This is a genomic window from Vibrio cidicii (assembly GCF_009665415.1).
GTDB lineage: Bacteria > Pseudomonadota > Gammaproteobacteria > Enterobacterales > Vibrionaceae > Vibrio > Vibrio cidicii.
On sequence record NZ_CP035921.1, the window covers coordinates 620,077 to 641,767 of the forward strand.

Annotated in this window: 19 protein-coding genes, 1 tRNA gene and 1 riboswitch; of the genes, 5 read left to right on the plus strand and 15 right to left on the minus strand. The window is 46.0% G+C overall.

Going from position 1 to position 21,691, the window contains the following annotated elements; translation table 11 throughout:
• Positions 1-43 precede the first annotated feature (43 nt).
• The 11 genes from EWA64_RS03805 to moaA form a co-directional block, all read right to left on the minus strand.
• Positions 44-988: a glutathione S-transferase family protein gene (locus EWA64_RS03805; RefSeq protein WP_061893510.1), complete on the minus strand. Its 945-nt coding sequence runs from the start codon at positions 986-988 to the stop codon at positions 44-46.
• A gap of 196 nt (positions 989-1,184) precedes the next feature.
• Positions 1,185-2,180: a murein tripeptide/oligopeptide ABC transporter ATP binding protein OppF gene (gene oppF, locus EWA64_RS03810; protein ID WP_039429885.1), complete on the minus strand. Its 996-nt coding sequence runs from the start codon at positions 2,178-2,180 to the stop codon at positions 1,185-1,187.
• The gene (locus EWA64_RS03815) at positions 2,177-3,148 is read right to left on the minus strand and encodes an ABC transporter ATP-binding protein (protein WP_061893511.1); all 972 of its coding nucleotides are present in this window, start codon (positions 3,146-3,148) and stop codon (positions 2,177-2,179) included. The genes oppF and EWA64_RS03815 overlap by 4 nt, the downstream gene beginning before the upstream one ends.
• A gap of 27 nt (positions 3,149-3,175) precedes the next feature.
• Positions 3,176-4,078 (minus strand): oligopeptide ABC transporter permease OppC, encoded by a 903-nt coding sequence (gene oppC / locus EWA64_RS03820; protein WP_061893512.1) that lies wholly within the window; start codon positions 4,076-4,078, stop codon positions 3,176-3,178.
• Positions 4,079-4,095: 17 nt separating this feature from the next.
• Positions 4,096-5,016: an oligopeptide ABC transporter permease OppB gene (gene oppB / locus EWA64_RS03825; RefSeq protein ID WP_061893513.1), complete on the minus strand. Its 921-nt coding sequence runs from the start codon at positions 5,014-5,016 to the stop codon at positions 4,096-4,098.
• Between the two features lie 103 nt (positions 5,017-5,119).
• Positions 5,120-6,751, minus strand: a complete 1,632-nt coding sequence (locus EWA64_RS03830) for an ABC transporter substrate-binding protein (RefSeq protein WP_061893514.1) — start codon at positions 6,749-6,751, stop codon at positions 5,120-5,122.
• 525 nt (positions 6,752-7,276) lie between these two features.
• A complete protein-coding gene (gene moaE / locus EWA64_RS03835; RefSeq protein WP_061893515.1) occupies positions 7,277-7,738 on the minus strand; it encodes a molybdopterin synthase catalytic subunit MoaE in 462 nt (153 codons plus the stop codon).
• 2 nt (positions 7,739-7,740) lie between these two features.
• The gene (gene moaD / locus EWA64_RS03840) at positions 7,741-7,986 is read right to left on the minus strand and encodes a molybdopterin synthase sulfur carrier subunit (RefSeq protein ID WP_061893516.1); all 246 of its coding nucleotides are present in this window, start codon (positions 7,984-7,986) and stop codon (positions 7,741-7,743) included.
• Positions 7,983-8,462, minus strand: coding sequence for a cyclic pyranopterin monophosphate synthase MoaC (gene moaC, locus EWA64_RS03845; protein WP_061893517.1), 480 nt, complete (start codon positions 8,460-8,462; stop codon positions 7,983-7,985). The genes moaD and moaC overlap by 4 nt, the downstream gene beginning before the upstream one ends.
• A gap of 10 nt (positions 8,463-8,472) precedes the next feature.
• Positions 8,473-8,985 carry a molybdenum cofactor biosynthesis protein B gene (gene moaB / locus EWA64_RS03850; RefSeq protein WP_039429902.1) on the minus strand — a complete coding sequence of 171 codons (513 nt, stop codon included), beginning with the start codon at positions 8,983-8,985 and terminating at the stop codon, positions 8,473-8,475.
• A gap of 73 nt (positions 8,986-9,058) precedes the next feature.
• On the minus strand, positions 9,059-10,048 hold the full coding sequence (moaA, locus tag EWA64_RS03855; RefSeq protein WP_061893532.1) for a GTP 3',8-cyclase MoaA: 990 nt from the start codon (positions 10,046-10,048) through the stop codon (positions 9,059-9,061).
• Positions 10,037-10,175, minus strand: a riboswitch (molybdenum cofactor riboswitch). Its footprint overlaps the gene before it by 12 nt.
• A 175-nt stretch (positions 10,176-10,350) precedes the next feature.
• Here moaA and EWA64_RS03860 point away from each other — a divergent pair.
• Complete coding sequence (locus tag EWA64_RS03860; RefSeq protein ID WP_061893518.1) at positions 10,351-11,244, plus strand: YvcK family protein; 894 nt, start codon at positions 10,351-10,353, stop codon at positions 11,242-11,244.
• Positions 11,245-11,299: 55 nt separating this feature from the next.
• On the opposite strand, the gene luxU is transcribed toward EWA64_RS03860, so the two are convergent.
• The 3 genes from luxU to uvrB form a co-directional block, all read right to left on the minus strand.
• Positions 11,300-11,647, minus strand: coding sequence for a quorum-sensing phosphorelay protein LuxU (gene luxU, locus EWA64_RS03865; RefSeq protein WP_061893519.1), 348 nt, complete (start codon positions 11,645-11,647; stop codon positions 11,300-11,302).
• Positions 11,631-13,049, minus strand: coding sequence for a quorum-sensing sigma-54 dependent transcriptional regulator LuxO (gene luxO, locus EWA64_RS03870; RefSeq protein ID WP_039429913.1), 1,419 nt, complete (start codon positions 13,047-13,049; stop codon positions 11,631-11,633). Before luxO ends, luxU begins: the two co-directional genes overlap by 17 nt.
• Before the next feature lie 261 nt (positions 13,050-13,310).
• Positions 13,311-15,341: an excinuclease ABC subunit UvrB gene (gene uvrB / locus EWA64_RS03875; RefSeq protein ID WP_061893520.1), complete on the minus strand. Its 2,031-nt coding sequence runs from the start codon at positions 15,339-15,341 to the stop codon at positions 13,311-13,313.
• 583 nt (positions 15,342-15,924) lie between these two features.
• Between uvrB and EWA64_RS03880 the strand changes: the two genes are divergently transcribed.
• A tRNA-Asn gene (locus EWA64_RS03880) sits at positions 15,925-16,000 on the plus strand.
• Between the two features lie 182 nt (positions 16,001-16,182).
• On the opposite strand, the gene EWA64_RS03885 is transcribed toward EWA64_RS03880, so the two are convergent.
• Positions 16,183-17,859 carry a mechanosensitive ion channel family protein gene (locus tag EWA64_RS03885; protein ID WP_425315129.1) on the minus strand — a complete coding sequence of 559 codons (1,677 nt, stop codon included), beginning with the start codon at positions 17,857-17,859 and terminating at the stop codon, positions 16,183-16,185.
• 258 nt (positions 17,860-18,117) lie between these two features.
• Here EWA64_RS03885 and EWA64_RS03890 point away from each other — a divergent pair, with 258 nt between their 5' ends.
• From EWA64_RS03890 to EWA64_RS03900, 3 genes are read left to right on the plus strand one after another with little or no spacing between them, the layout of a single operon-like run.
• On the plus strand, positions 18,118-19,431 hold the full coding sequence (locus EWA64_RS03890) for a paraquat-inducible protein A (RefSeq protein WP_061893521.1): 1,314 nt from the start codon (positions 18,118-18,120) through the stop codon (positions 19,429-19,431).
• Entirely contained in the window at positions 19,428-21,053 is a 1,626-nt protein-coding gene (gene pqiB / locus EWA64_RS03895; RefSeq protein WP_061893522.1) for an intermembrane transport protein PqiB, read from the plus strand. Before EWA64_RS03890 ends, pqiB begins: the two co-directional genes overlap by 4 nt.
• Positions 21,053-21,661, plus strand: coding sequence for a PqiC family protein (locus EWA64_RS03900; protein WP_061893523.1), 609 nt, complete (start codon positions 21,053-21,055; stop codon positions 21,659-21,661). The genes pqiB and EWA64_RS03900 overlap by 1 nt, the downstream gene beginning before the upstream one ends.
• The last annotated feature ends 30 nt before the right edge of the window (positions 21,662-21,691 follow it).

A 21,691-nucleotide genomic window follows, 5' to 3' on the forward strand; every position in this document is an offset into this window, starting at 1 on the left:
TGAAATGACAAAGGTTGTGACACAAAAGACGACTCATTTTTCATTACAGGTGCTCACGTCCATGAGGCGAGTTCAGATCCAAATCTGGACCAACAGGCACCACTTGGCTTGGATTAATGGTCGTATGGCTGAAATAGTAATGGCGTTTGATATGGTAAAAATCCGTCGTTTCAGCAATGCCATCCATCTGATAGAGCTCTTTTAGGTAACCATTCAAATTGGGGTAATCGGCAATGCGCTTTTTATTGCACTTAAAATGGCCAACATACACCGCATCGAAACGAATCAACGTGGTAAACAGACGCCAGTCAGCCTCAGTTAAGTGACGACCGGCTAAATAACGATGAGTCGCCAAGTGTGCTTCCACTTTGTCTAAAGCGGCAAAGAGCACTTCATACGCCTCTTCATAGGCTTCTTGTGTGGTGGCGAATCCGCAACGATAGACACCATTGTTGATATTTGGGTAGATAAACGCATTCCACTCATCAATCACATCACGAAGCGCAAGCGGATAGTAATCGTTCGTATTGCCTGTCAGTTGGTTGAATTCTGAGTTGAACATACGAATGATTTCAGACGATTCGTTACTGACGATAGTGAGGGTCTTTTTGTCCCACAAAACTGGCACAGTGACTCTTCCGGTGTAATCTTTCTGCGCCTGAGTATAAATTTGGTGCAAACGCGTATGACCAAATAGCGGCTCAGGCAGCCCCATTTTCCAGCCTTCACTGAGCATATCAGGGCAGACAATAGTGACATCAATATGGCTTTCTAACCCCTTAAGATGACGAAAAATCAAGGTACGATGCGCCCAAGGGCACGCCAGAGACACGTAAAGATGATAACGCCCAGATTCAGGTTGAAATGTTGCTGCTTCGCGATTTTCTATCCAATGGCGAAATCCGGCCTCTTCACGGACAAATTTGCCCTGATTTTGCTGCGTTTCGTACCAAACATCGTGCCATTCACCGTTGATTAACTTGCCCATGTTCGTGCCTCCTCGTGTTTTTTCTCAGTATAAACAGGCTGGCATTTTTCTTAACAAGTGGTGATTGCTAGTGATATTCAGAAATTTCGAACAAGTACAGAAGTGTAATTTGAAGCGCCACAGAGAGGCAAAATAGAGACAAAAAAAGCGCGGATCATTACGATACCGCGCTTAAGCCCGTCACAGGCTGAATGGCTTAGATTTCAACGTGCAGGCACGAAACCGCGTGAGTGTCTGTACCTTGAATAGTTGGTCTGGTTTTAGCACACGCTTCCGTTGCCTGTGGGCAACGCGTGCGGAAGACACAGCCTGATGGTGGATTGATTGGCGAAGGCAAATCTCCTTCCAACATCTGGATGGTTTTACTGCGTTCAATCTTTGGATCAGGGATCGGCACCGCTGACATCAGCGCTCGTGTGTATGGGTGTTTCGGGTCAGCAAACAAGGCTTCTGATTTACCTAGCTCAACAGCATTACCGAGGTACATCACCAATACGCGATCAGAAATGTGTTTCACCACCGACAAATCGTGCGCAATAAACACCAAGGAAAGACCAAGCTCTTTTTGCAATTCTTTCAATAGGTTGACAACCTGAGCTTGGATCGACACATCCAGTGCAGAAACAGGTTCATCACAGATGATCATTTTCGGATTCAAGATCAGCGCGCGAGCAATACCAATACGCTGGCACTGACCGCCAGAAAACTCGTGCGGATAACGGTTGATTACGTTAGGCAATAGGCCCACTTTCGCCATCATCTCTTTCACACGATCTTTCACATCTTGCTTAGAAAGCTGCGGGTAGAAGGTTTCTAAAGGCTCAGCGATGATGTCACCAACCGTCATGCGTGGGTTAAGCGATGCCAATGGATCTTGGAAAATCATCTGCATGTCTTTCCGCGTTTCGCGGCGCTGAACCTCTTTCATCTTGGTCACATCTTGTCCAAGCCAAACGACTTCACCTTCGGTCGCTTGGACAAGGCCGATAATGGCACGGGCAAAAGTCGACTTACCACAGCCAGACTCGCCTACTACGCCAAGCGTTTCCCCTTCGTAAAGACGGATGTTAACGCCATCTACTGCTTTCAGATTTGCGGGCTTACTCCAAGGCCAAGCCGATTTTGACGCGATGCTGAAATGAACCTTCAGATTTTTAACGTCTAACAGTATCTTTTTCTCTTGTGCACTCATTTTGTCCAAGCCTCCCAATCAGAAAAACAGGCGCGCTGACGACCTTCACCGAATGGCGTCAGAATTGGCGCTTCACGTTTACAGTGATCCATCACGCGATGACAGCGTTCTTGATATGGACAACCTGGAGGCAAACGTAACAAGTTGGGCGGATTGCCCGGAATAGTTGGTAAAATCTCGCCTTCGGTATCGAGACGAGGAATCGCTTTCAAAAGACCTTCGGCGTACGGATGGGTCGGTTGATAGAAGATATCGTCAACTGTGCCGTACTCCATGGTGCGTCCCGCATACATCACTAACACTTTGTCACAAGAGCCAGCAACGACACCCAAATCATGAGTAATCATGATAATTGCTGTGTTGAACTCACGCTTAAGCTCATTGAGCAGATCCATGATCTGCGCCTGAACGGTCACGTCCAACGCGGTCGTTGGTTCGTCGGCGATCAGCAATTTCGGACGACACAGCAGTGCCATCGCGATCATTACACGCTGACGCATACCGCCTGAGAACTCATGCGGGTACATGGTGATACGCTTACGCGCTTCGGGAATTTTTACCGCTTCCAACATACGCACAGATTCTTCGAACGCTTGCGCTTTGCCCATGCCTTTGTGCAGCATAAGCACTTCCATTAACTGATCGCTCACCTTCATGTACGGGTTAAGCGACGTCATGGGATCTTGGAAGATCATTGCGATCTGTTCTGCTCGCACTTTGTTCAGTTTCTTTTCAGGCAAGTTGAGGATCTCTTTGCCCTCAAACTTAGCACTACCTGAAATTTTTCCGTTTTTCGCCAACAAGCCCATAATGGCAAATACCGTCTGGGATTTACCCGAACCAGATTCACCCACGATACCTAGGGTTTCACCTTGGTTTAGCGAGAAATTTAAATCGTTTACTGCGGTGACGATACCATCTTGCGTGGTAAATTCGACGCGCAGATCTTTGACATCTAATAAGTTCATCATTGCTTCCTTAATCTTTTATTCTACTTATCTGTCTTTTGGATCCAGCGCGTCGCGCAGACCGTCACCGACGTAGTTGAAACAGAACAGGGTTACAACCATGAACAACGCAGGGAAAGCTAATTGCCAGATTGCGACTTCCATTGTCTGTGAGCCTTCTTGTAGAAGAGCGCCCCAACTCGTCATCGGCTCTTGAACACCAAGACCAAGGAATGAAAGGAAGGATTCTGTCAGAATCATGCTTGGGATTAGCAAAGTTGAGTAAACCGCTACGATGCCGAGTACGTTTGGTACGATGTGGCGTGTGATGATTTTCCACTTGCTAACACCACATACGTGTGCCGCTTCTATAAACTCTTTGCTACGTAAGCTCAGTGTCTGACCACGTACAATACGCGCCATATCAAGCCAAGCAATCGCACCTATCGCCACAAAGATAAGGATAATGTTGCGGCCAAAGAAGGTCACCAATACGATAACAAGAAACATGAATGGCACAGCGTAAAGGATTTCCAGAATACACATCATGATACGGTCGGTACGCCCGCCAATAAAACCCGATGCCGCGCCATAAAGTGTGCCGATCAGTACAGCCACCAGCGCGCCTAGCACACCAACCATCAGTGAGATACGCCCGCCGATCAAAGTACGGACGTAAAGATCACGACCAAGGCTATCTGTACCAAACCAGTGCTCTGCGTTTGGACCAACGTGCATTGCATACCAGTCGGTATCGTCAAATGTAAATGGCGCAAGCATTGGCAGGACGATCACTGCCATTGTCATCACCACAAGGATAAACAGGCTCACCATCGCCGCTTTATTACGCATAAAGCGGATACGGGCGTCTTGCCACAAGCTGCGACCTTCGATTTCCAAATTCTCAGAAAACTTCTCGATCGCTTCAAGATGCTCTTTTTTCGTCAACATAACTTCAAACTTCCCTGTTAGTAGCGAATTTTCGGGTCAATCATCGCCAGTAGAATATCCACAATGGCGTTGAACAGAATAAACAAGAAACCAATCAGAATCGTCACGCCCATAACCAATGAATAATCGCGGTTAAACGCAGCGTTAACGAATAGCTTACCGATACCGGGCAAACCAAAAATGGTTTCAATGACCACAGAGCCAGTGATGATACCAACGAATGCCGGCCCCATGTAGGAGACCACAGGCAGCATGGCTGGTTTTAAAGCATGTTTGATAATGATGTAACGATAACTTAGACCTTTCGCACGAGCGGTACGGATGAAGTTACTGTTTAGCGTTTCGATCATAGAGCCGCGCGTAATACGCGCAAATGTCGCCACGTACAATAACGACATGCCGATCACTGGCAATACGATGTACATCAGTCCACCATCGTGCCAACCACCGGCAGGGAAAATATCCCAATGCAGCGAAAACAAGTAGATAAGTGCGGGGGCCAAAACAAACGAAGGCATAACGACACCAATCATCGCTGTAGACATGATGGTATAGTCGACCCAAGTGTTATGTTTAAGTGCCGCAATTGTACCTATTGTCACCCCAACAATGACGGTAAAGATAAATGCAATAAAGCCCACTTTGGCTGAAACTGGCAGAGCAACCGAGATCAGCTCGTTTACCGAGTAATCTAGGTATTTGAATGAAGGACCAAAATCCCCCTGCACTACGTTGAACAGATAAGTGGTGTATTGTTCAAATACTGGCTTATCTAGGCCATATTTTGCTTCAATGTTCGCCATAACTTCCGGTGGAAGTGGTTTCTCGCTTGAAAACGGGTTACCGGGTGCGAAACGCATGAGAAAGAAAGATACGGTGATCAAAACCAACATAGTTGGGATCGCCTCAAATATCCTTTTAATGATGAATTTAAGCATAAACTCACTCTTTCAGTCTGTGACAGTTTAAATGTAAATAGACCCTGCATGTGGTGCAACCACATGCAGTGTCTGGATTTTTTATAGTTATCAGCTTAGTTAATTACTTCGCGATGATGTAAAGATCTTTAGAGTAGATCTTCTCTTCTGCGTTGTTTGATGGGAAGCCACCAACACGTGGGTTCAGTAGACGTGAACGAACATATTGATAGATTGGAGCAATTGGCATTTCCTTCGCCATCAGATTTTCCGCTTCTAGGTACAAGCTTGAACGCTCAGCTTCAGAAGTAGACTTGAGTGCTTTGTCAATCAGAGCATCGTACTCTTTGTTACCCCAGTGCTGACCGCCAGTCGTGTTCGCGCTCACCATTAGAGTCAAGAATGAAGAGGCTTCATTGTAGTCACCACACCAACCAGCACGTGCAACTTCAAAATCACCCTGATCTTTTGTTGATAGATAAGTTTTCCACTCTTGGTTCTCTAGGTTAACATCCAAACCCAGTGTTTTCTTCCACATAGAGCCCAGTGCTACTGCAATCTTCTTGTGGTTCTCGTTGGTGTTGTACAGCAACGTAAACTTCAATGGATTCCCTTTACCGTAACCCGCTTCTTCAAGAAGTCGTGCCGCTTCTGCGTTACGCTCTTTCTGAGTCATCTTGCCATATGCTGGTAGCTCAGGGTCGAAGTTTGCGGTAATTTCTGGCGTCAAGAAGTAGGCTGGTTTTTGACCTTGACCAAGGATAGCGTTTGATACGATGTCACGATCGATCGCGTAAGAGATCGCTTTACGTACACGAACATCATCAAATGGCGCTTTTTTAGTGTTAAACGAGTAGTAATAAGTACACAGGCTGCCTTCAACAGACACAGACTCTGGGTACTCTTTCTGCAAACGCTTAAAGTGTTCAGTCGGTAGTGTCGACGTGAAATCAATTTCGCCAGACAAGAAACGGTTCATTTCCGCTACCGCATTTTCGATCGGTAAGAACGTGACTTTGTTGATCACCGTTTTCGCGTTGTCCCAGTAGTATTGGTTACGAACCATTTCTAAACGCTCGTTCACTACCCACTTATCAACGACATACGCGCCGTTACCAACGAAATGTTCTGGTTTCGTCCATTGATCACCGAATTTTTCTACTGTCGCTTTATGAACTGGTTTCATTGTCGTGTGGCCAGTCATCATCACGAAGTAAGGTACGGCTGTTTCCAGCTCAATCACTAACGTGTGATCATCAAGTGCTTTTACGCCCAATGTTGATTTGTCTTTTTTACCCGCAACGATATCTTTTGCGTTAACCATCTTGGTGTATTCCATGTACCAAGAGTATGGAGACGCGGTTGCTGGGTCGACGGCACGCTGCCAGCTGTAAACAAAATCTTGCGCCGTGACTGGATCACCGTTAGACCATTTTGCATCTTTGCGTAGGTGGAAAGTAAACGTTTTGTTGTCCGTCGTTTCCCAGCTTGTTGCTACACCAGGGATTGTTTTGCCGTCTGCGTCTTGGTTAACCAAGCCTTCTAATAGATCACGGATAACGTGAGACTCAGGCACACCTTGCGATTTGTGCGGATCGATGGTGGCAACTTCGGTACCGTTACCACGAACCAGTTCCTGTTTTGCTGATAGTTTAGTGCCTGCTGGAACGTCAGCAGCGAAAGAAAGAGTAGAAGTGGCAGCCACTGCCAAACCAGCGCCTAGAAGAAGGGCTTGAGTGATTTTGTTCTTATACATGCATAAACTCCAAGTTTTTTATTTGCATCCATGACTTCTTTGCAAAACACCAGAACGGTCGGTGATTTAGAAATTTCCAGCTTGTTTTTTAAGCAAAAATAGCTAAATACTCGCAAAGATTGCGGCACACATTAGCAATCATTGAAGTAATTTGCCATAAAAATGTAGCAAAAAACGTAATAATCCTTAGGAAACCGCGCAATATTAGCACCTTATACTAGAGCTTTAGTTTTCAGCAGAAGTTTATTAAACAGCAAACTAAAACTCGCAGATATAAGTGTCGATAAATCTAAAAATCCACCCCACATCAGCATCTTGTGCTAGATATGTTGCTAAAAATTAACATTTATGACATATGGCGTCTAACGAATTGTGGCGATTATTTTGTCAGAAAAGATGGTATTGTGAACAATGTCACCCATTCAACATGACAACAAAAATCAACTTAAGACCATGTTATTACTGACAGTGATCGTGATACAAAAAAGCGATGGCAGAGACCATCGCTTTTTCATTACCTGGCAATTATTGTGGTAAGTGCCAACGCTGCGCGGCTTTGTTGTCCGACTCTCGAGATTCTACCCAGCGCGTTTGTTCGGAGGTTCTCTCTTTCTTCCAAAAAGGCGCTTTGGTCTTAAGAAAGTCCATAATAAATTCACACGCTTCAAAAGCCGCGCCACGGTGGGCACTGGACACACCCACGAATACAATTTGATCACCAAGTTTTAGATCACCCACACGATGAATCACGCGAACGCTTAATAGCGGCCAACGTGTTTGCGCTTGATCGCAAATCTCACTCAGTGACTTCTCCGTCATGCCGGGATAATGTTCGAGTGATAAGCCAATCACTTTGTCGCCGAGATTCATATCACGTACTTTACCAACAAAAGTGACCACCGCCCCAGCGGCGCTCCCTTGCGCTAACTGGGCATATTCTGTAGCGAGCTCGAAGTCTTCTAACTGAACAGAAACACGCGAATCCAAGGCTAACCTCCTGTCACTGGTGGAAAAAATGCCACCTCATCACCGTCTTTGACCTCGGTATCTAATGGCACAATAGTTTGATTGACGGCCGCCAGCAGCTTATCGCTTTCCAATGCAAGCGCCCACTTTCCGGCCTGTGAGGCGAGATGAGCGCGAATCGCTTCGACATTCGCAAACGGCTCTTGCAGCTCAACTGAATCCGTACCTACCAACTCTCGGGTTTGCGCAAAAAAGAGAACTGTGATCATACACCCGCCTTAAAGTGTCCTGACTTACCGCCAGTTTTTTCCAACAACCGAATATGGCCAATGACAATATCTTTCTGTACCGCTTTACACATATCGTAGATGGTGAGCGCAGCAACAGAAGCTGCCGTCAGAGCTTCCATTTCCACACCTGTCTTGCCCGCCAACTTACACACCGACTCAATACGAACTTTACTTTCCGTTTCAATGGCTTCGATCTGTACTTCGACTTTCGTCAATAACAAAGGGTGGCAAAGGGGAATTAAATCCCAAGTTTTTTTTGCCGCTTGGATACCGGCAATGCGCGCCGTCGCGAAAACATCACCTTTATGATGTTGGCCGGAAAGAATAAGTTGCAGCGTTTCTGGCGCCATGTGAACCCAGGCTTCTGCCCTAGCCTCACGCACCGTTTCAGCTTTAGCCGACACATCCACCATGTTGGCTTCGCCCGAGGCATTGATATGGGTTAATTGGCTCATACTCTCTCCTTTATACACTCAGGTGAGGCATAAAGTTGCACGGACGATGGCTGGCATCCAATTGTTGCTTGATAATTTTGCTCCAGCCCGTACGACACGCACCCGTTGAACCCGGCATAGCGAAAATTACTGTATGGTTGGCAAAACCCGCAATCGCGCGAGATTGAATCGTCGAGGTACCGATCTCTTCATACGATACTTGACGGAATAGCTCACCAAAGCCTTCTACTTCTTTATCAAACAATGGCTTGAGCGCCTCAGGCGTGCTGTCGCGCGAAGTAAAGCCCGTTCCGCCAGTAATAAGCACGGCCTGTACGCTCTCATCGGCAATCCACTGAGATACGATGGCGCGGATCTTATACATATCGTCAATGACGATTTTCTTATCGACTATATGATGTCCGGCTTCTTTGGCGCTCTCAACGAGATACGCACCGGAAGTGTCGTTTTCTTCGCTACGAGTATCTGACACTGTCAGTACCGCGATGTTTGCTGGTTGAAACTTGCTTTCAGCGTGACCCATTTGTCCACCTTGTCATGTCATTCAATGAGTGAGCAGCTCGACCATTGAGGCGGCGAGCTCGATAAGTTTGGTGTTATCCACCGATAGACGCCAAATGCGGCGTTGCACCGGTGTTTCCTTGTTGGAGAAAGTGGCTGACGGCTTTATTTTTTAATCCACCCGAGATGCGAGCGATCAGTTCGTCACGTTGCGCATCATTGCTCAACAAATCGCGCAGATCGACCCCCTGTTCACCAAACAAACACAGATGCAATTTGCCTTTTGCCGATACTCTCAAACGATTGCAACTGGTGCAGAAATCTTTCTCGTAAGGCATGATCAGACCAATTTCACCGCGATAATCCGGATGAACAAAAACCTGTGCAGGGCCATCATTAGCGGCTTTCACTTTCGGCAGCCAGCCTTCGTTGAGTAGTTGAGTGCGGATCACAGCACCAGAAATATGATGCTGGTTGAAGAGTTGGTCCATCTCACCGGTTTGCATTAATTCGATCAAACGTAACTGAATGGGGCGATCTTTTATCCAGCGCAGAAAAGCCGGAAACTCGCGTAAATTCAGCCCTTTCATCAACACCACGTTGACTTTGACTTGCTCATAACCGACATCAAATGCACGGTCGATGCCTGACATCACTTGCGTAAATTTATTCTCACCCGTTATTTGCTGAAACATCCGCGCATCAAGACTATCGACGCTGACATTGATGTGAGTCAACCCTGCAGCTTGCCACTGCGCGACCTGCTTCTCAAGCCGGTAGCCATTTGTGGTCATCGCCACTTTTTCGATACCCGGAGTTGAAGCAATGCTCTCAATAATGGGTAAAAAATCTTTACGCAAGCTAGGCTCGCCACCGGTAATGCGCACTTTGTTTGTGCCGCAAGAGGCAAACGCAACCACCAGCCGACGGATCTCTGGAACAGATAAAAAAGATGATGGTGCTTGCCCTTGCGGCTGATAGCCGTTAGGTAAGCAGTATGTGCATTTAAAATTACAGACGTCAGTCACCGACAAACGCAGGTAATAGAACTTGCGATGAAATGTATCTTCAAATTGTTGCGCCACGGAACACCTTTCCAAATACGGGAGGCGAGATCATTTCCAATGTCGCCCTTGTGGCCTTTTGCCACTGGCTTAAGCTGCTTATCGTAAAACACGACTTAGCAAGTTAAGCTCGGAGTTATGGCACCCTTGATCTAGCAAGATAAGGGTAGCTTTGCCAGATAAAATACTTAATATTTATGGTGGAATCTAGCTCTAGCCAAGAAAAACATCACTAAATACACAATTTACTACTTAGTGAGTATCTGATATGAATCGAATACTCTAAATTGTAGTTGGTTATGACAAAAAATAAGAAGAATTGAATGAACGTACACACTTCCAAAAAGGTCGTCGCAGTGGGTGGCGGCCATGGCTTAGGAAGAGTTTTGGCAGCTCTTAAAGACTTTGGTGGGAACGCGACAGGTATTGTCGCGACTACAGATAACGGCGGCTCAACCGGGCGTATTCGACACTGCCAAGGCGGCATCGCTTGGGGCGATACCCGCAACTGTATTAACCAGCTCATCACCGAACCATCGATCAGTTCCATGATGTTTGAATACCGTTTTAAAGGCAGTGGTGAACTTGACGGGCACAACTTAGGGAATCTGATGCTCACGGCATTGGACAACTTATCTGTTCGGCCTTTAGACGCCATCAATCTTGTACGTGACATGCTCAAAGTGGCGGTCAATATTCTTCCCATGTCTGAGCACCCGTCCGATCTCACCGCCCTGTCGGTGGAGGGAAAATGGGTCACAGGAGAAACCAACGTGGATGAAATGGACACCGATTTAAAACGTTTGGATCTTTCCCCCAAAGTGCCCGCGACGAAGGAAGCCGTCATTGCCCTTGAACAAGCGGATGCGATTATTCTCGGCCCGGGCAGCTTTTTGACCAGTATTATGCCACCTTTACTTTTGCCTGAGCTGGGTAAAGCGATCGCACGTAACAGCAAGGCGAAGCTGATTTTTGTAGCTAACCTAAGCCCAGAATATGGCCCAGCAGGAAGAATGGATCTCAAACAGAAGTTGGAATGGTGTGAGCGTGCTTGTCAAGGACGGAAAATTGATGTCATTCTTGGCGATACTGAACATCCTGATTTAAAACAACATTGGCATTTCGCGACCCAATCTCTTGCCTCTGCCAACCACGATTGGCGACATGATCGCAACAAACTGCGTTTAGCCATAGAACAGCAACTGATCCAAACTTAATCTGTGATACACAAACGGCCCATCTAGGGCCGTTTTCGATTCTTATACTAGGCGCTTAGAACGCCTCGATTTGCCATCGCTGATACGCGTGCTGAGTTTGATGTAACACATCAATCATTGCCAACACATCGTTCACTTCGTCAAACGCGTCGTTTTGTTTCGCTCGTCCGTCCAAATTGAGGGCAAAGTCGCATAGAACATCAGCACCAAAGCTGGCGGCGCTGCTTTTTAATGCATGACTGATCTCTTTGAGGTAAGTGATTTTGTCATTGTAAGTGGCATCCGACAGTACCCCGAGGTAGGTCTCAAGTTCGTTGAGAAAAATACCTAGCAATACAGGCACATTCTCCGGACCAATCTCTTCACCGAGCGAAGCGATTTTCTGTTTATTCAGTAATTCCATCACGGGCCCTGATCTCTTCTTTACTGTTCCAAGTTTGGAGTTTGCGATAGATAGTCGATGGACTAACGTCCAAGTAACCTGCAGCACGTGGAATATTGCCATCACACGCTTTGATCGCCTGCTCAATCGCCATTTTTTCTGTCATCCATAACGGGTAGATATCTGTTACAGAAACCGGCTCTAACTCTTTGAATAGGCGATTTTCACTACGAGCCAATGGTTGGTTTAACGGCGGTGGCAACATCTCCAAGGTAATTTCCTTACCATTGTTTAGTACTACTATGTTGCGCAGCACGTTTTGGAGCTGTCGCACATTGCCGGGCCATTCGTACTCATTGAATCGCTCAAGTACCTGTGGAGAGAAACGTACAAAGTTTTTGCCCTCTTCATGAGACATGTAACCCAGTAAAGAGTAGGCGATTTCTATCACATCCTCTCCCCGCTCTCGCAGCGGAGGAAGATGCAGTGGGATCACATACAAGCGGTAGTACAAGTCCTCACGAAAACGCCCTTCTTGCACTTCTTTCCAAGGATCGCGGTTGGTGGCACAAACAAAACGCACATCGACACTTTTCATTTTTGACGAGCCGACTTTCTGGAACGTGCCTGTTTGGATAAAGCGCAACAACTTGGTTTGCAAATCCAAATCCATTTCGCACAGCTCATCAAGAAACAAAGTACCGCCATCGGCTAATTCTGCCGCCCCTTGCCGATCCGTCGCCGCGCCGGTAAAGGCACCTTTTACGTGGCCAAATAGCTCACTTTCAATCAAATCTTTGGGAATCGCCGCACAGTTAATCGCGATGAAAGGCTTGTCGCCGCGACGACTTGCAGCGTGAATGGCCTCAGCACAGACTTCTTTCCCCGTACCACTTTCTCCGGTAATGAAAATACTCGCTTTGCTGCTTGCCGCTGAGTCGATGGTGCGATACACCTGCTGCATTTTCTGGCTACTACCAATGAAACCCTGATAGTTCTGATTCGCCGGACTGTCGGCTTCATTTTTCAGTTTGCTGGCTTTACGAATGGCGTTATTGACCGTGACCCGCAAGCGATCTGCTTCACAAGGTTTAATCAAAAAGTCTTGTGAACCATGCCGCATCGCCTCGACTGCCGTATCAATCGAACCGTGCGCGGTCATAAAGATAATCGGCACATCAGGATGACTGGCTTTCACTGCGTGCAGTACATCCATCCCGGTCATGTCAGGCAACCTTAAATCAAGCAGGATCAGATCCGGGATTCGGTGTTTGAGACTTTCAATCGCATCGCGTCCAGTACCGACAATGTTAATGTCGATACCCAATGGCGTTAGATAGGATCGGTATAAAGCCGCAACAGACGCAGTATCTTCCACCATGAGAAGATAACGTGAGCGCGGCGCATCAGTAGTGTGTTGCATACTCTAGCCAATTTTTATTTGTGTTTCGAACAATAATCGCATTGCGCGATGCATTTTGCAAATTACAAAAGGTTTTTTTCGAAAATATGTTCAAATTTCAAGCAGTGAGGGCCGTAAAGATTGGCATAAAGGATGCAGTGGCTAACTGACCTTTTAGGTCACCTAGCCAACTGACGTTGTTAGTGAACTTCGTGTTCGCAACCGTAGCCAATAGTGAAAACGCTGTTGGCTTTTTTTTGCGTCTGATCTTGCAAGTTGCTTCTAGCTATTGGCGATGAATTGCTGGCGCAACTTTTCAATTTGGTCGCGCTTCTCTGCGGCCAATTCGAACTCCAAGTCACGGGCATGCTTGTACATCTGAGCTTCCAATTTGCTGATCTCTTTCTCAAGTTGCTGCGGAGTTAAAATGCCGTAGGTTTGAGAAGGCTCAGCCACTTTAGACAGAGGTACCATTTTGCTGCTCTTCTGCTTGCGGCTCTTGGCAATATCGCCCAGCTCCATAATATCTTTGATATTGCGTTTTAGCGCTTGCGGCTGGATGCCCATTTTCTCGTTGTAAGCCTGCTGCTTCTCTCGACGGCGATTGGTTTCGTCCATCGCCTTTTGCATTGATTTGGTGATGTTGTCTGCGTATAGGATGGCTTTCCCATTTAAGTTGCGCGCTGCGCGGCCAATGGTTTGAATCAGAGAGCGTTCAGAACGTAAGAAACCTTCTTTATCGGCATCCAGAATCGCCACCAGCGACACCTCAGGCATATCGAGACCTTCGCGCAATAAGTTGATCCCTACAAGCACGTCAAACTCACCTAAACGTAAGTCACGGATAATCTCAACCCGCTCGACCGTATCGATGTCTGAGTGCAGATAGCGTACTTTGACATCGTGTTCATGCAGATACTCGGTCAAATCCTCCGCCATGCGTTTGGTTAGCGTGGTCACCAGCACCCGTTCGTCTTTCACGGCACGCAGACGAATCTCAGAAAGCAGGTCATCGACTTGAGTCGCCACTGGACGCACTTCCAAAACTGGATCTAGTAATCCTGTCGGCCGCACCACCTGATCCGCGATTTCACCCGCGGATTTTTCCAGCTCGTAGTTGCCGGGGGTCGCCGACACAAAAATAGTTTGTGGCGCCAATGCTTCAAATTCATCAAACTTGAGCGGACGATTATCCAACGCGGAAGGCAGACGAAAACCATATTCCACCAAGGTTTCTTTACGCGAGCGGTCACCTTTGTACATCGCACCGATTTGTGGAACGGTCACGTGCGATTCGTCGATGATCAGCAAGCCATCGTGCGGGAGGTAATCAAATAAGGTTGGTGGTGGCTCGCCTTCTGAACGTCCACTGAGATAACGCGAGTAGTTTTCGATACCCGAGCAGAAGCCCAGTTCGAGCATCATCTCAATATCAAATTGAGTGCGTTGGGTAATACGCTGATCTTCGAGCAGTTTATTGTTTTCTCGCAAATAGGTTTGACGCTGAAGTAACTCTTGCTTGATATTCTCAATCGCTTCGAGAATACGATCACGCGGTGTCACGTAGTGCGTTTTGGGGTAAACCGTAAAGCGAGGGATGTCACGTTGCTTAATCACGCCCGTCAAGGGATCAAAAATACTGATGCAATCAATTTCATCGTCAAACATTTCCACTCGTACCGCATCTTGATCAGACTCGGCGGGAAAGATATCAATCACTTCACCGCGGACTCTAAACTGCCCTCGCTCGAAGGCAATGTCATTGCGGCTGTATTGTAGCTCTGCCAATCGGCGTAAAATATCGCGCTGATCCATCACGTCGCCACGGCGAATATGCAGCATCATCTGTAAATACGCTTCAGGATCGCCCAAACCATAAATCGCGGAAACCGAAGCAACGATAATCGCGTCTTTTCGCTCCAGAAGGGCTTTGGTTGCCGATAAGCGCATCTGCTCAATATGCGCATTGATAGATGCATCCTTCTCGATAAAAGTGTCGGTGGTGGGCACGTACGCTTCAGGTTGATAGTAATCGTAGTAAGAGACGAAAAACTCAACGGCGTTGTTGGGGAAAAAGGCTTTCATTTCGCCGTACAACTGAGCCGCTAAGGTCTTGTTGGGGGCCAACAGGATCGCGGGTCGCTGTGCTTGCGCAATGACATTCGCGAGAGTAAAGGTTTTGCCTGATCCGGTCACACCCAACAAAGTTTGGTGAGCCAAGCCGGAGTCTAATCCTTCAATCAATTGCTTAATCGCGCTTGGCTGATCACCGGATGGCGCATATTCCGACACTAAATCAAATACTTTGCTCATATCTTCCCCGCTTCTGATGGCTACGACTCAAAGCTGTATAAATATACACATCATCGCCAAAGAATGACAGCGCAACAAGCGCTTGTCGATTTTGCCTTAGATGCGTTTAGGCAAAATCGCTCAGAGTTTTTTCTGGATTTCCTGACAATGACTTGATATTATCCTCGCCCATTTTGCGGCTTAACTGGCTTTAACAGCAAAATATTCTTCCACAAGTTTTCCCCAGAATAGTGCGTCTTTGCCTATTTTCTTACTTTTCCGCGACCTGCAAACCATTTTGATTACATCTTGGATCCGTGTCATATTTTTGAGTTATTCGATAGAAATCATTAAATTAGCATTAGTAATTCGTCATTAATTTCTAGAGTTTAATACCTAAATTATCCACTCAAACTATTTGCTCAAGTTTAACTCACACACTTATCCACAATTTTGGTGGATAAGTAAACTCAGCCTTTGAGCCGCAAGGCATACAGAAAAGTAAAGTTTTTTTTAAAGCAAAAATGTGTATCTCAGACATGGTTAGCTATTGACAGGCAATTACCTGATCGGTATCATTCGCCCCGCTTTTTAGCACGACCTTTCCTCCTTAGCTCAGTCGGTAGAGCGACGGACTGTTAATCCGCAGGTCGCTGGTTCGAGCCCAGCAGGAGGAGCCAAATTCATAAAAAAGCCACTTCGCAAGAGGTGGCTTTTTTGTCTAATCTTGTATGGTCAATATTGACTACACACATTACTTTTCGTCTTGTCAAACCTTTAGCAAACTGAAGTATTTTTCTGTCCATCCAAACTTGCTGGCAAAATAGTCAGTATACGCGCGCTCGATAAGCCTGAAAATCGACTATTCAGAAGCCGCTGGCATGTTTGGGTCATTTTGTCCAACAAGATGCAAATGTACATCTTGTTGCGGAAATGGAATGGAAATGCCTTCCCTGTCAAAACGCAGTTTTACTTCTTTGGTGACATCCCAATACACATCCCAGTAGTCATCTGTTTTGACCCAAGGACGGACGATGAAATCAACAGAAGAGGTATTAAGCATATGAACTTTGATATTGGGTTCAGGGGAGCGCAATACCGCAGGGTGAGATTTTACGATATCGGTCAGCACCGCTTCTGCTTTGAGTAGGTTATCCGTGTAACCTATACCAAACACCATATCGACACGGCGAATTTTTTCATGAGTGACATTTTTAATCACCTCCCCCCAGATTTTACTGTTTGGCACAATAATGATTTGGTTATCAAAAGTACGGATAGTGGTATTGACTAAACTCATATGGCTGACTTTACCGTCTACACCACCGGCATGGACAAAATCACCGACATCAAACGGTCGATAAATCAGTAACATCATACCGGCAGCAAAGTTAGATAAGGTATCTTGCAAAGCAAAACCGATGATCACCCCTGCAATACCAAAGCCCGTTAACACTGGCGCTAAATTGAAACCAAACTGTGAAAGGCCGATCAAGATACCAATAATCCATACTACTTTTCCGGAAATGGAAACGAAGAAGTCCTGCATTAAGTGAGACATGTTGATATTCTTCGAGCTAACTGCAGAGCGCACTAAACTTCTCGTTACTTTTGCTCCACCTTTCGCAGTCATCAAGATCAACAGAAAAATAAACAACTGAAACAAGTGTTGAACCGCATTGCTGGTAAGCCAGTTAATAAATGAGTTCGACCAATGATGTAGGATTGAAAATGCAACTTGAGTATTAAGCAACTCTTGAGTAATGCTACCCGTTGCTTGAAAAATTTGTCGTTTATAATCCGCAGTTTCCATCGCAAGACTATCAGCAATGCCAACCACCACACGCAAACTTTTTGTGACAATATCGAGCCTCTGCTGAGTGAAAATCAGTGACAATTGTAAGCTCGCTTTCTCAGATTCAGGGCTAGAGCTGATCTGGCCATTGATGATACTGCTTTGCTGCTTTAAATATTCCAGCGAAGCCGATAAAAGTCGAAGGCGTTGATTGACGCGATCCTTTAGCGTGGCTTGTGGTTGGGTCACATCAATATCTAGCCGATTCAACCATTGGATATTTTCTAAACCAGATTGGTAAGTCGCATCAAGATAATACTGCAGCTCTCTATAAGTGGAAATGTAAGACAGTTTATCCTCATGAGATGCCTGTGCAAGATTACTATCAATAGAATTAAGCCTTTCCGTAATATAGCGGTTCGCTTCCTCAGTATAAGCATGTTGGGTTTTTACCCAATCAATTAGCTTGTCTTTGGCAATAACATTATCTTCTACGGCCTTGGCAAGACTCTTCCTTAGTTCCGCGTTTTTCTGAAATAATTGCAGTTGTAAAGCATCACGCACATCACCCGTCGCTTGATCTAATGTCACTGATAACTCGCTGATGTATTGCTTAGCTTGTTCAATCTCATTTTCGAGCTCTGAAGATGGGGTTTCAATGATAGCCACGGAATCGCCTTCTGTCCGTGTCTCACTCTGTGGTTGTTCATTTGCCCATACACCGCTTGCCAATAGCAACAACATCATTGCCAAGCTCCAGGCTAGACACTGCTTGATGGTGTAATTATTGCCATGTTTTGCCATCATCATTCACCTTCTCACTCCTTAGCCAACATACCGTTCATCGAATAATCAAAGTGTTCTATCATCAACTTTGGCAGTAGAGTGCCCACTCACAAACCTAACTGAAATCTGCTGAAGTTAATCGACTACTCTATCTCTTTGTTATTAATAGTATAGAATTGTTTCAAGATATGTTAGCGGCGAATAAAGTGTATAACCATGGATAGGGTCGACAAACGTTTAATTAGCTGTGATGAATGTGGACTCATCGCCACAGTGCCAGCGTTAAGCCAAGCACAAACCGCACACTGCCCCCGTTGCGGTCATACGCTTACCCAAACCCAAAAGCACCCCTATCAAACCGCTATCGCCCTGGCGATAAGTTGTTTGATGTTATTGGTGCTTAGCCTTGCGTTCCCGTTCATGTCGTTTAGTGTGCAAGGATTGACTCAGGAAATTACGCTCCTGAATGCGGCAAAAATGTTGGGGGAATTCCAAAATGTCTTATTAGCCATTTTACTTTTCGCCACCGTTATTCTCTTTCCCGCGCTTTATATTTCCCTCCTGCTGTTTTTGTATTATAAAGCGGCGCAAAGCAAACAACGGGCGCTTTCGAAACGTGAAATCCAGTTAGCAACACTGTTGTGCAAAGCATTGTTTAAAGTCCAGCCGTGGATGATGGTGGATGTCTTTTTAATTGGCGTATTAGTCAGCCTCATCAAAATTGCCTCACTGGCCGAAGTGGCGATGGGGTATTCCTTTTGGGCGTTCTGCCTTTTTTCGGTCTTGGTGGTGAAAACGGTCTCGTTGGTGGATCGTTATTGGTTGTGGCAGCATTTTATTCCAGCGCTGATTCCACAAGGAGTCACCTCTGGGCAAACCCACTGCACTCACAACCACGTCAGTTGCCATACTTGTCAGCAAATCAATCTGCTTACGCCTGAGCATAAAAAGCCTTCTTGTATACGCTGTGGTAGCCGCCTGCATGCCTATCACCCACAACTCAATTTACAGCGTGCTTGGGCATTACTGTTTGCTGCGGTGATTTTTTATATTCCGGCCAATCTTTACCCGATGATGTACACCGTCAGTCTCGGCCAATCGGAAGGTTCAACCATTATGCAGGGCGTGATTCTCTTATGGCATCTTGGCTCCTACCCGATTGCGATGGTGATTTTCTTAGCCAGTATTTTCATTCCGATGGCGAAGATGTTTGCGCTCGGCTGGCTTTATTGGCAAGCCGGAAAACTGAACGTTTTTCCTGAAAAGCAGAATCTAAAACGCCTCAAAGTCTATCGAATCACCGAGCTTATCGGGCGTTGGTCAATGATCGATATTTTTGTGGTGGCGATCTTGGTGGCCTTGGTGCAACTGAATAACCTGATGGCCATCTATCCGGGTCCTGCGGCGCTCTCTTTTGCAGCGGTAGTGATCTTAACCATGTTATCGGCAATGGTTTTTGACCCCAAAACATTGTGGCAAGAATCGCCTAAAACCTCCCAAACAAAATTCAATGGAAAAGGCTTTCTATGAGTGACGAAATCCAAGCTAACGCTGAGGTGACTTCGCAAAAGCAGCTATCTGCGATTTGGATTATTCCAATTCTCGCCCTCGCAATGGGACTATGGATGTTGTTTCAGTACGTTAATAGCACTGGCCCCAAAATCACCTTAATCCTGCCAACGGCAGATGGGTTGGAAGTGGGTAAAACCCAGATCAAAGCCTTGAATGTCAATGTCGGGGTCATCACCGACATTACCCTGAGCGAAAATTACGATCACATCGTGGCAACCGCACAAATGAGTAAAGATGCCGAACGCATGTTGCGAGAGGATACGCTCTTTTGGGTGGTTAAACCCCGCATTGGCAGAGAAGGCATTTCTGGGCTTGATACCTTACTTTCTGGAGCCTACATTCAGCTCCAGCCGGGCAAGGTATCAACCTCTAAGGCTTATTTCAACGTAATGGACTTGCCCCCTATAGCACCACCGGATACAAAAGGCTTACGTTTATTACTGACCAGTAAAGAAGCGGGAAAACTCAGTGTGGGCGACCCCGTGATGTATGAAGGTTTTACCGTGGGACGCGTCGAAACAACTCAGTTTGATGTTGAAAGTAAAAAAGCCCATTACCAACTCTTCGTATTCGCACCCTACGATAAATTAGTGACTAGTCGCACTTTTTTCTGGCTTAACTCCGGCGTCAGCCTTCAACTCAATGCCGAAGGACTTGAGTTTAGTTTAGGTTCCGTCGAAAGCCTACTCAAAGGCGGCGTCACCTTTGGCCTGCTGCAAGAAGAGGATTCGGGTCAACTGATTACTCAGCAAATGACCGAGTTTCGCTTATTTGATGATGTAAAACAGATCCGCGAAGGCATGTACGACGACTATATCGAGTTTGTGATGATGTTTGATGAGTCAGTACGTGGGCTCAATCCTTCGGCTCCCGTCGAATATCGTGGCTTACGCATTGGTACCGTGACCAAAGTTCCATTGAGAACACGCACCTCAAACATTGACATCAATACCAAACGTATCCCAGTTTTAGTTCGTATTGAACTTGGCCGACTATACGATAATTTCACTGCTGCTGAACTCCCTGCTTTGCAACAACGTATGCAAGATGAGTTCGCAAAAGGTCTAAGAGCCTCATTAAAGAGTGGGAATCTTGTAACTGGCGCATTGTACATAGACATGGACTATTTTTCTGACGAAGCAACAGAGCAGATCGCTCGCTTTGACGGCTACCCTGTCTTTCCAACCAAGCAAGGCGGTTTCGCTGAGGTTCAGAAACAAGTAACTGACTTGCTGAGGAAAGTGAATCAATTACCCATGGATAAGACCTTATTGTCATTAGAACGTACTTTGCAGGCATCAGAAAGATTGCTAATTTCAGCCGAGCGCATTCTTAATAAACAAGAGATGCAAAATCTGCCCGTGGATATTCAAGCGAGCTTAAAACAACTGGAACAGACAATCTCAGGTCTGAGTCCTGAATCGACGGTATATCATGAGTTGGAAATGACGCTTGTCGATCTCAAGCAAATCATGTCACAGCTCAAGCCTGTAGTTGAGCAGATTAACAGCAAGCCCAACTCTCTCGTTTTTGGTCAAGATAAGATTACCGACCCTATACCAGCAAAAGGAAAAAAATGATGATTAGATGGCTTACGGTTTTACTCTCGGTCGTCATGTTCGGTTGCAGCAGCAATACGCAGGAGCATCCAATCAACTACTTTTTACTCGACAATACTTTCAATACGTCGGCACTAGAGAGCCATGAAAAACAAACACTGCTGGTCGTGTACCCGGTCACTCTCAGTTCGCATCTTGATACACCGAGCATCATTTACCAAACGACAGATACTCAAGTGGTTAAAGCGCAGAGAAACCAATGGGCAGACTCTCTATCTAACCAAATAACCAAGAAACTCGTTCAGAGTTTACGTCACTCGCAAGAGCGTTACTGGCCAATCGAGTTAAACGCCCTGGTAACACAAAAGAAAAACAAGCTACAAATATCATTAACCAAGTTTAATGGCACCTTTTCGGGCGATGCAGAGATCCAAGGTGAGTGGACACTATTCGACACACAAAACCGTTTGGTTATCAATCGTAGTTTTTTGATTACCGTCCCACTACAAGAAGAAGGCTATCGTGCACTCGTTAAGGCACTATCTACAGGCGTTGACTTGATCGGGGATGAAATTAGCACTCAACTTACCACCACAAAAGCAAAATCGGAAACACAAACCAAGGGGTAAACTCCAAAGTTTACTTTAAGGTATTATTCA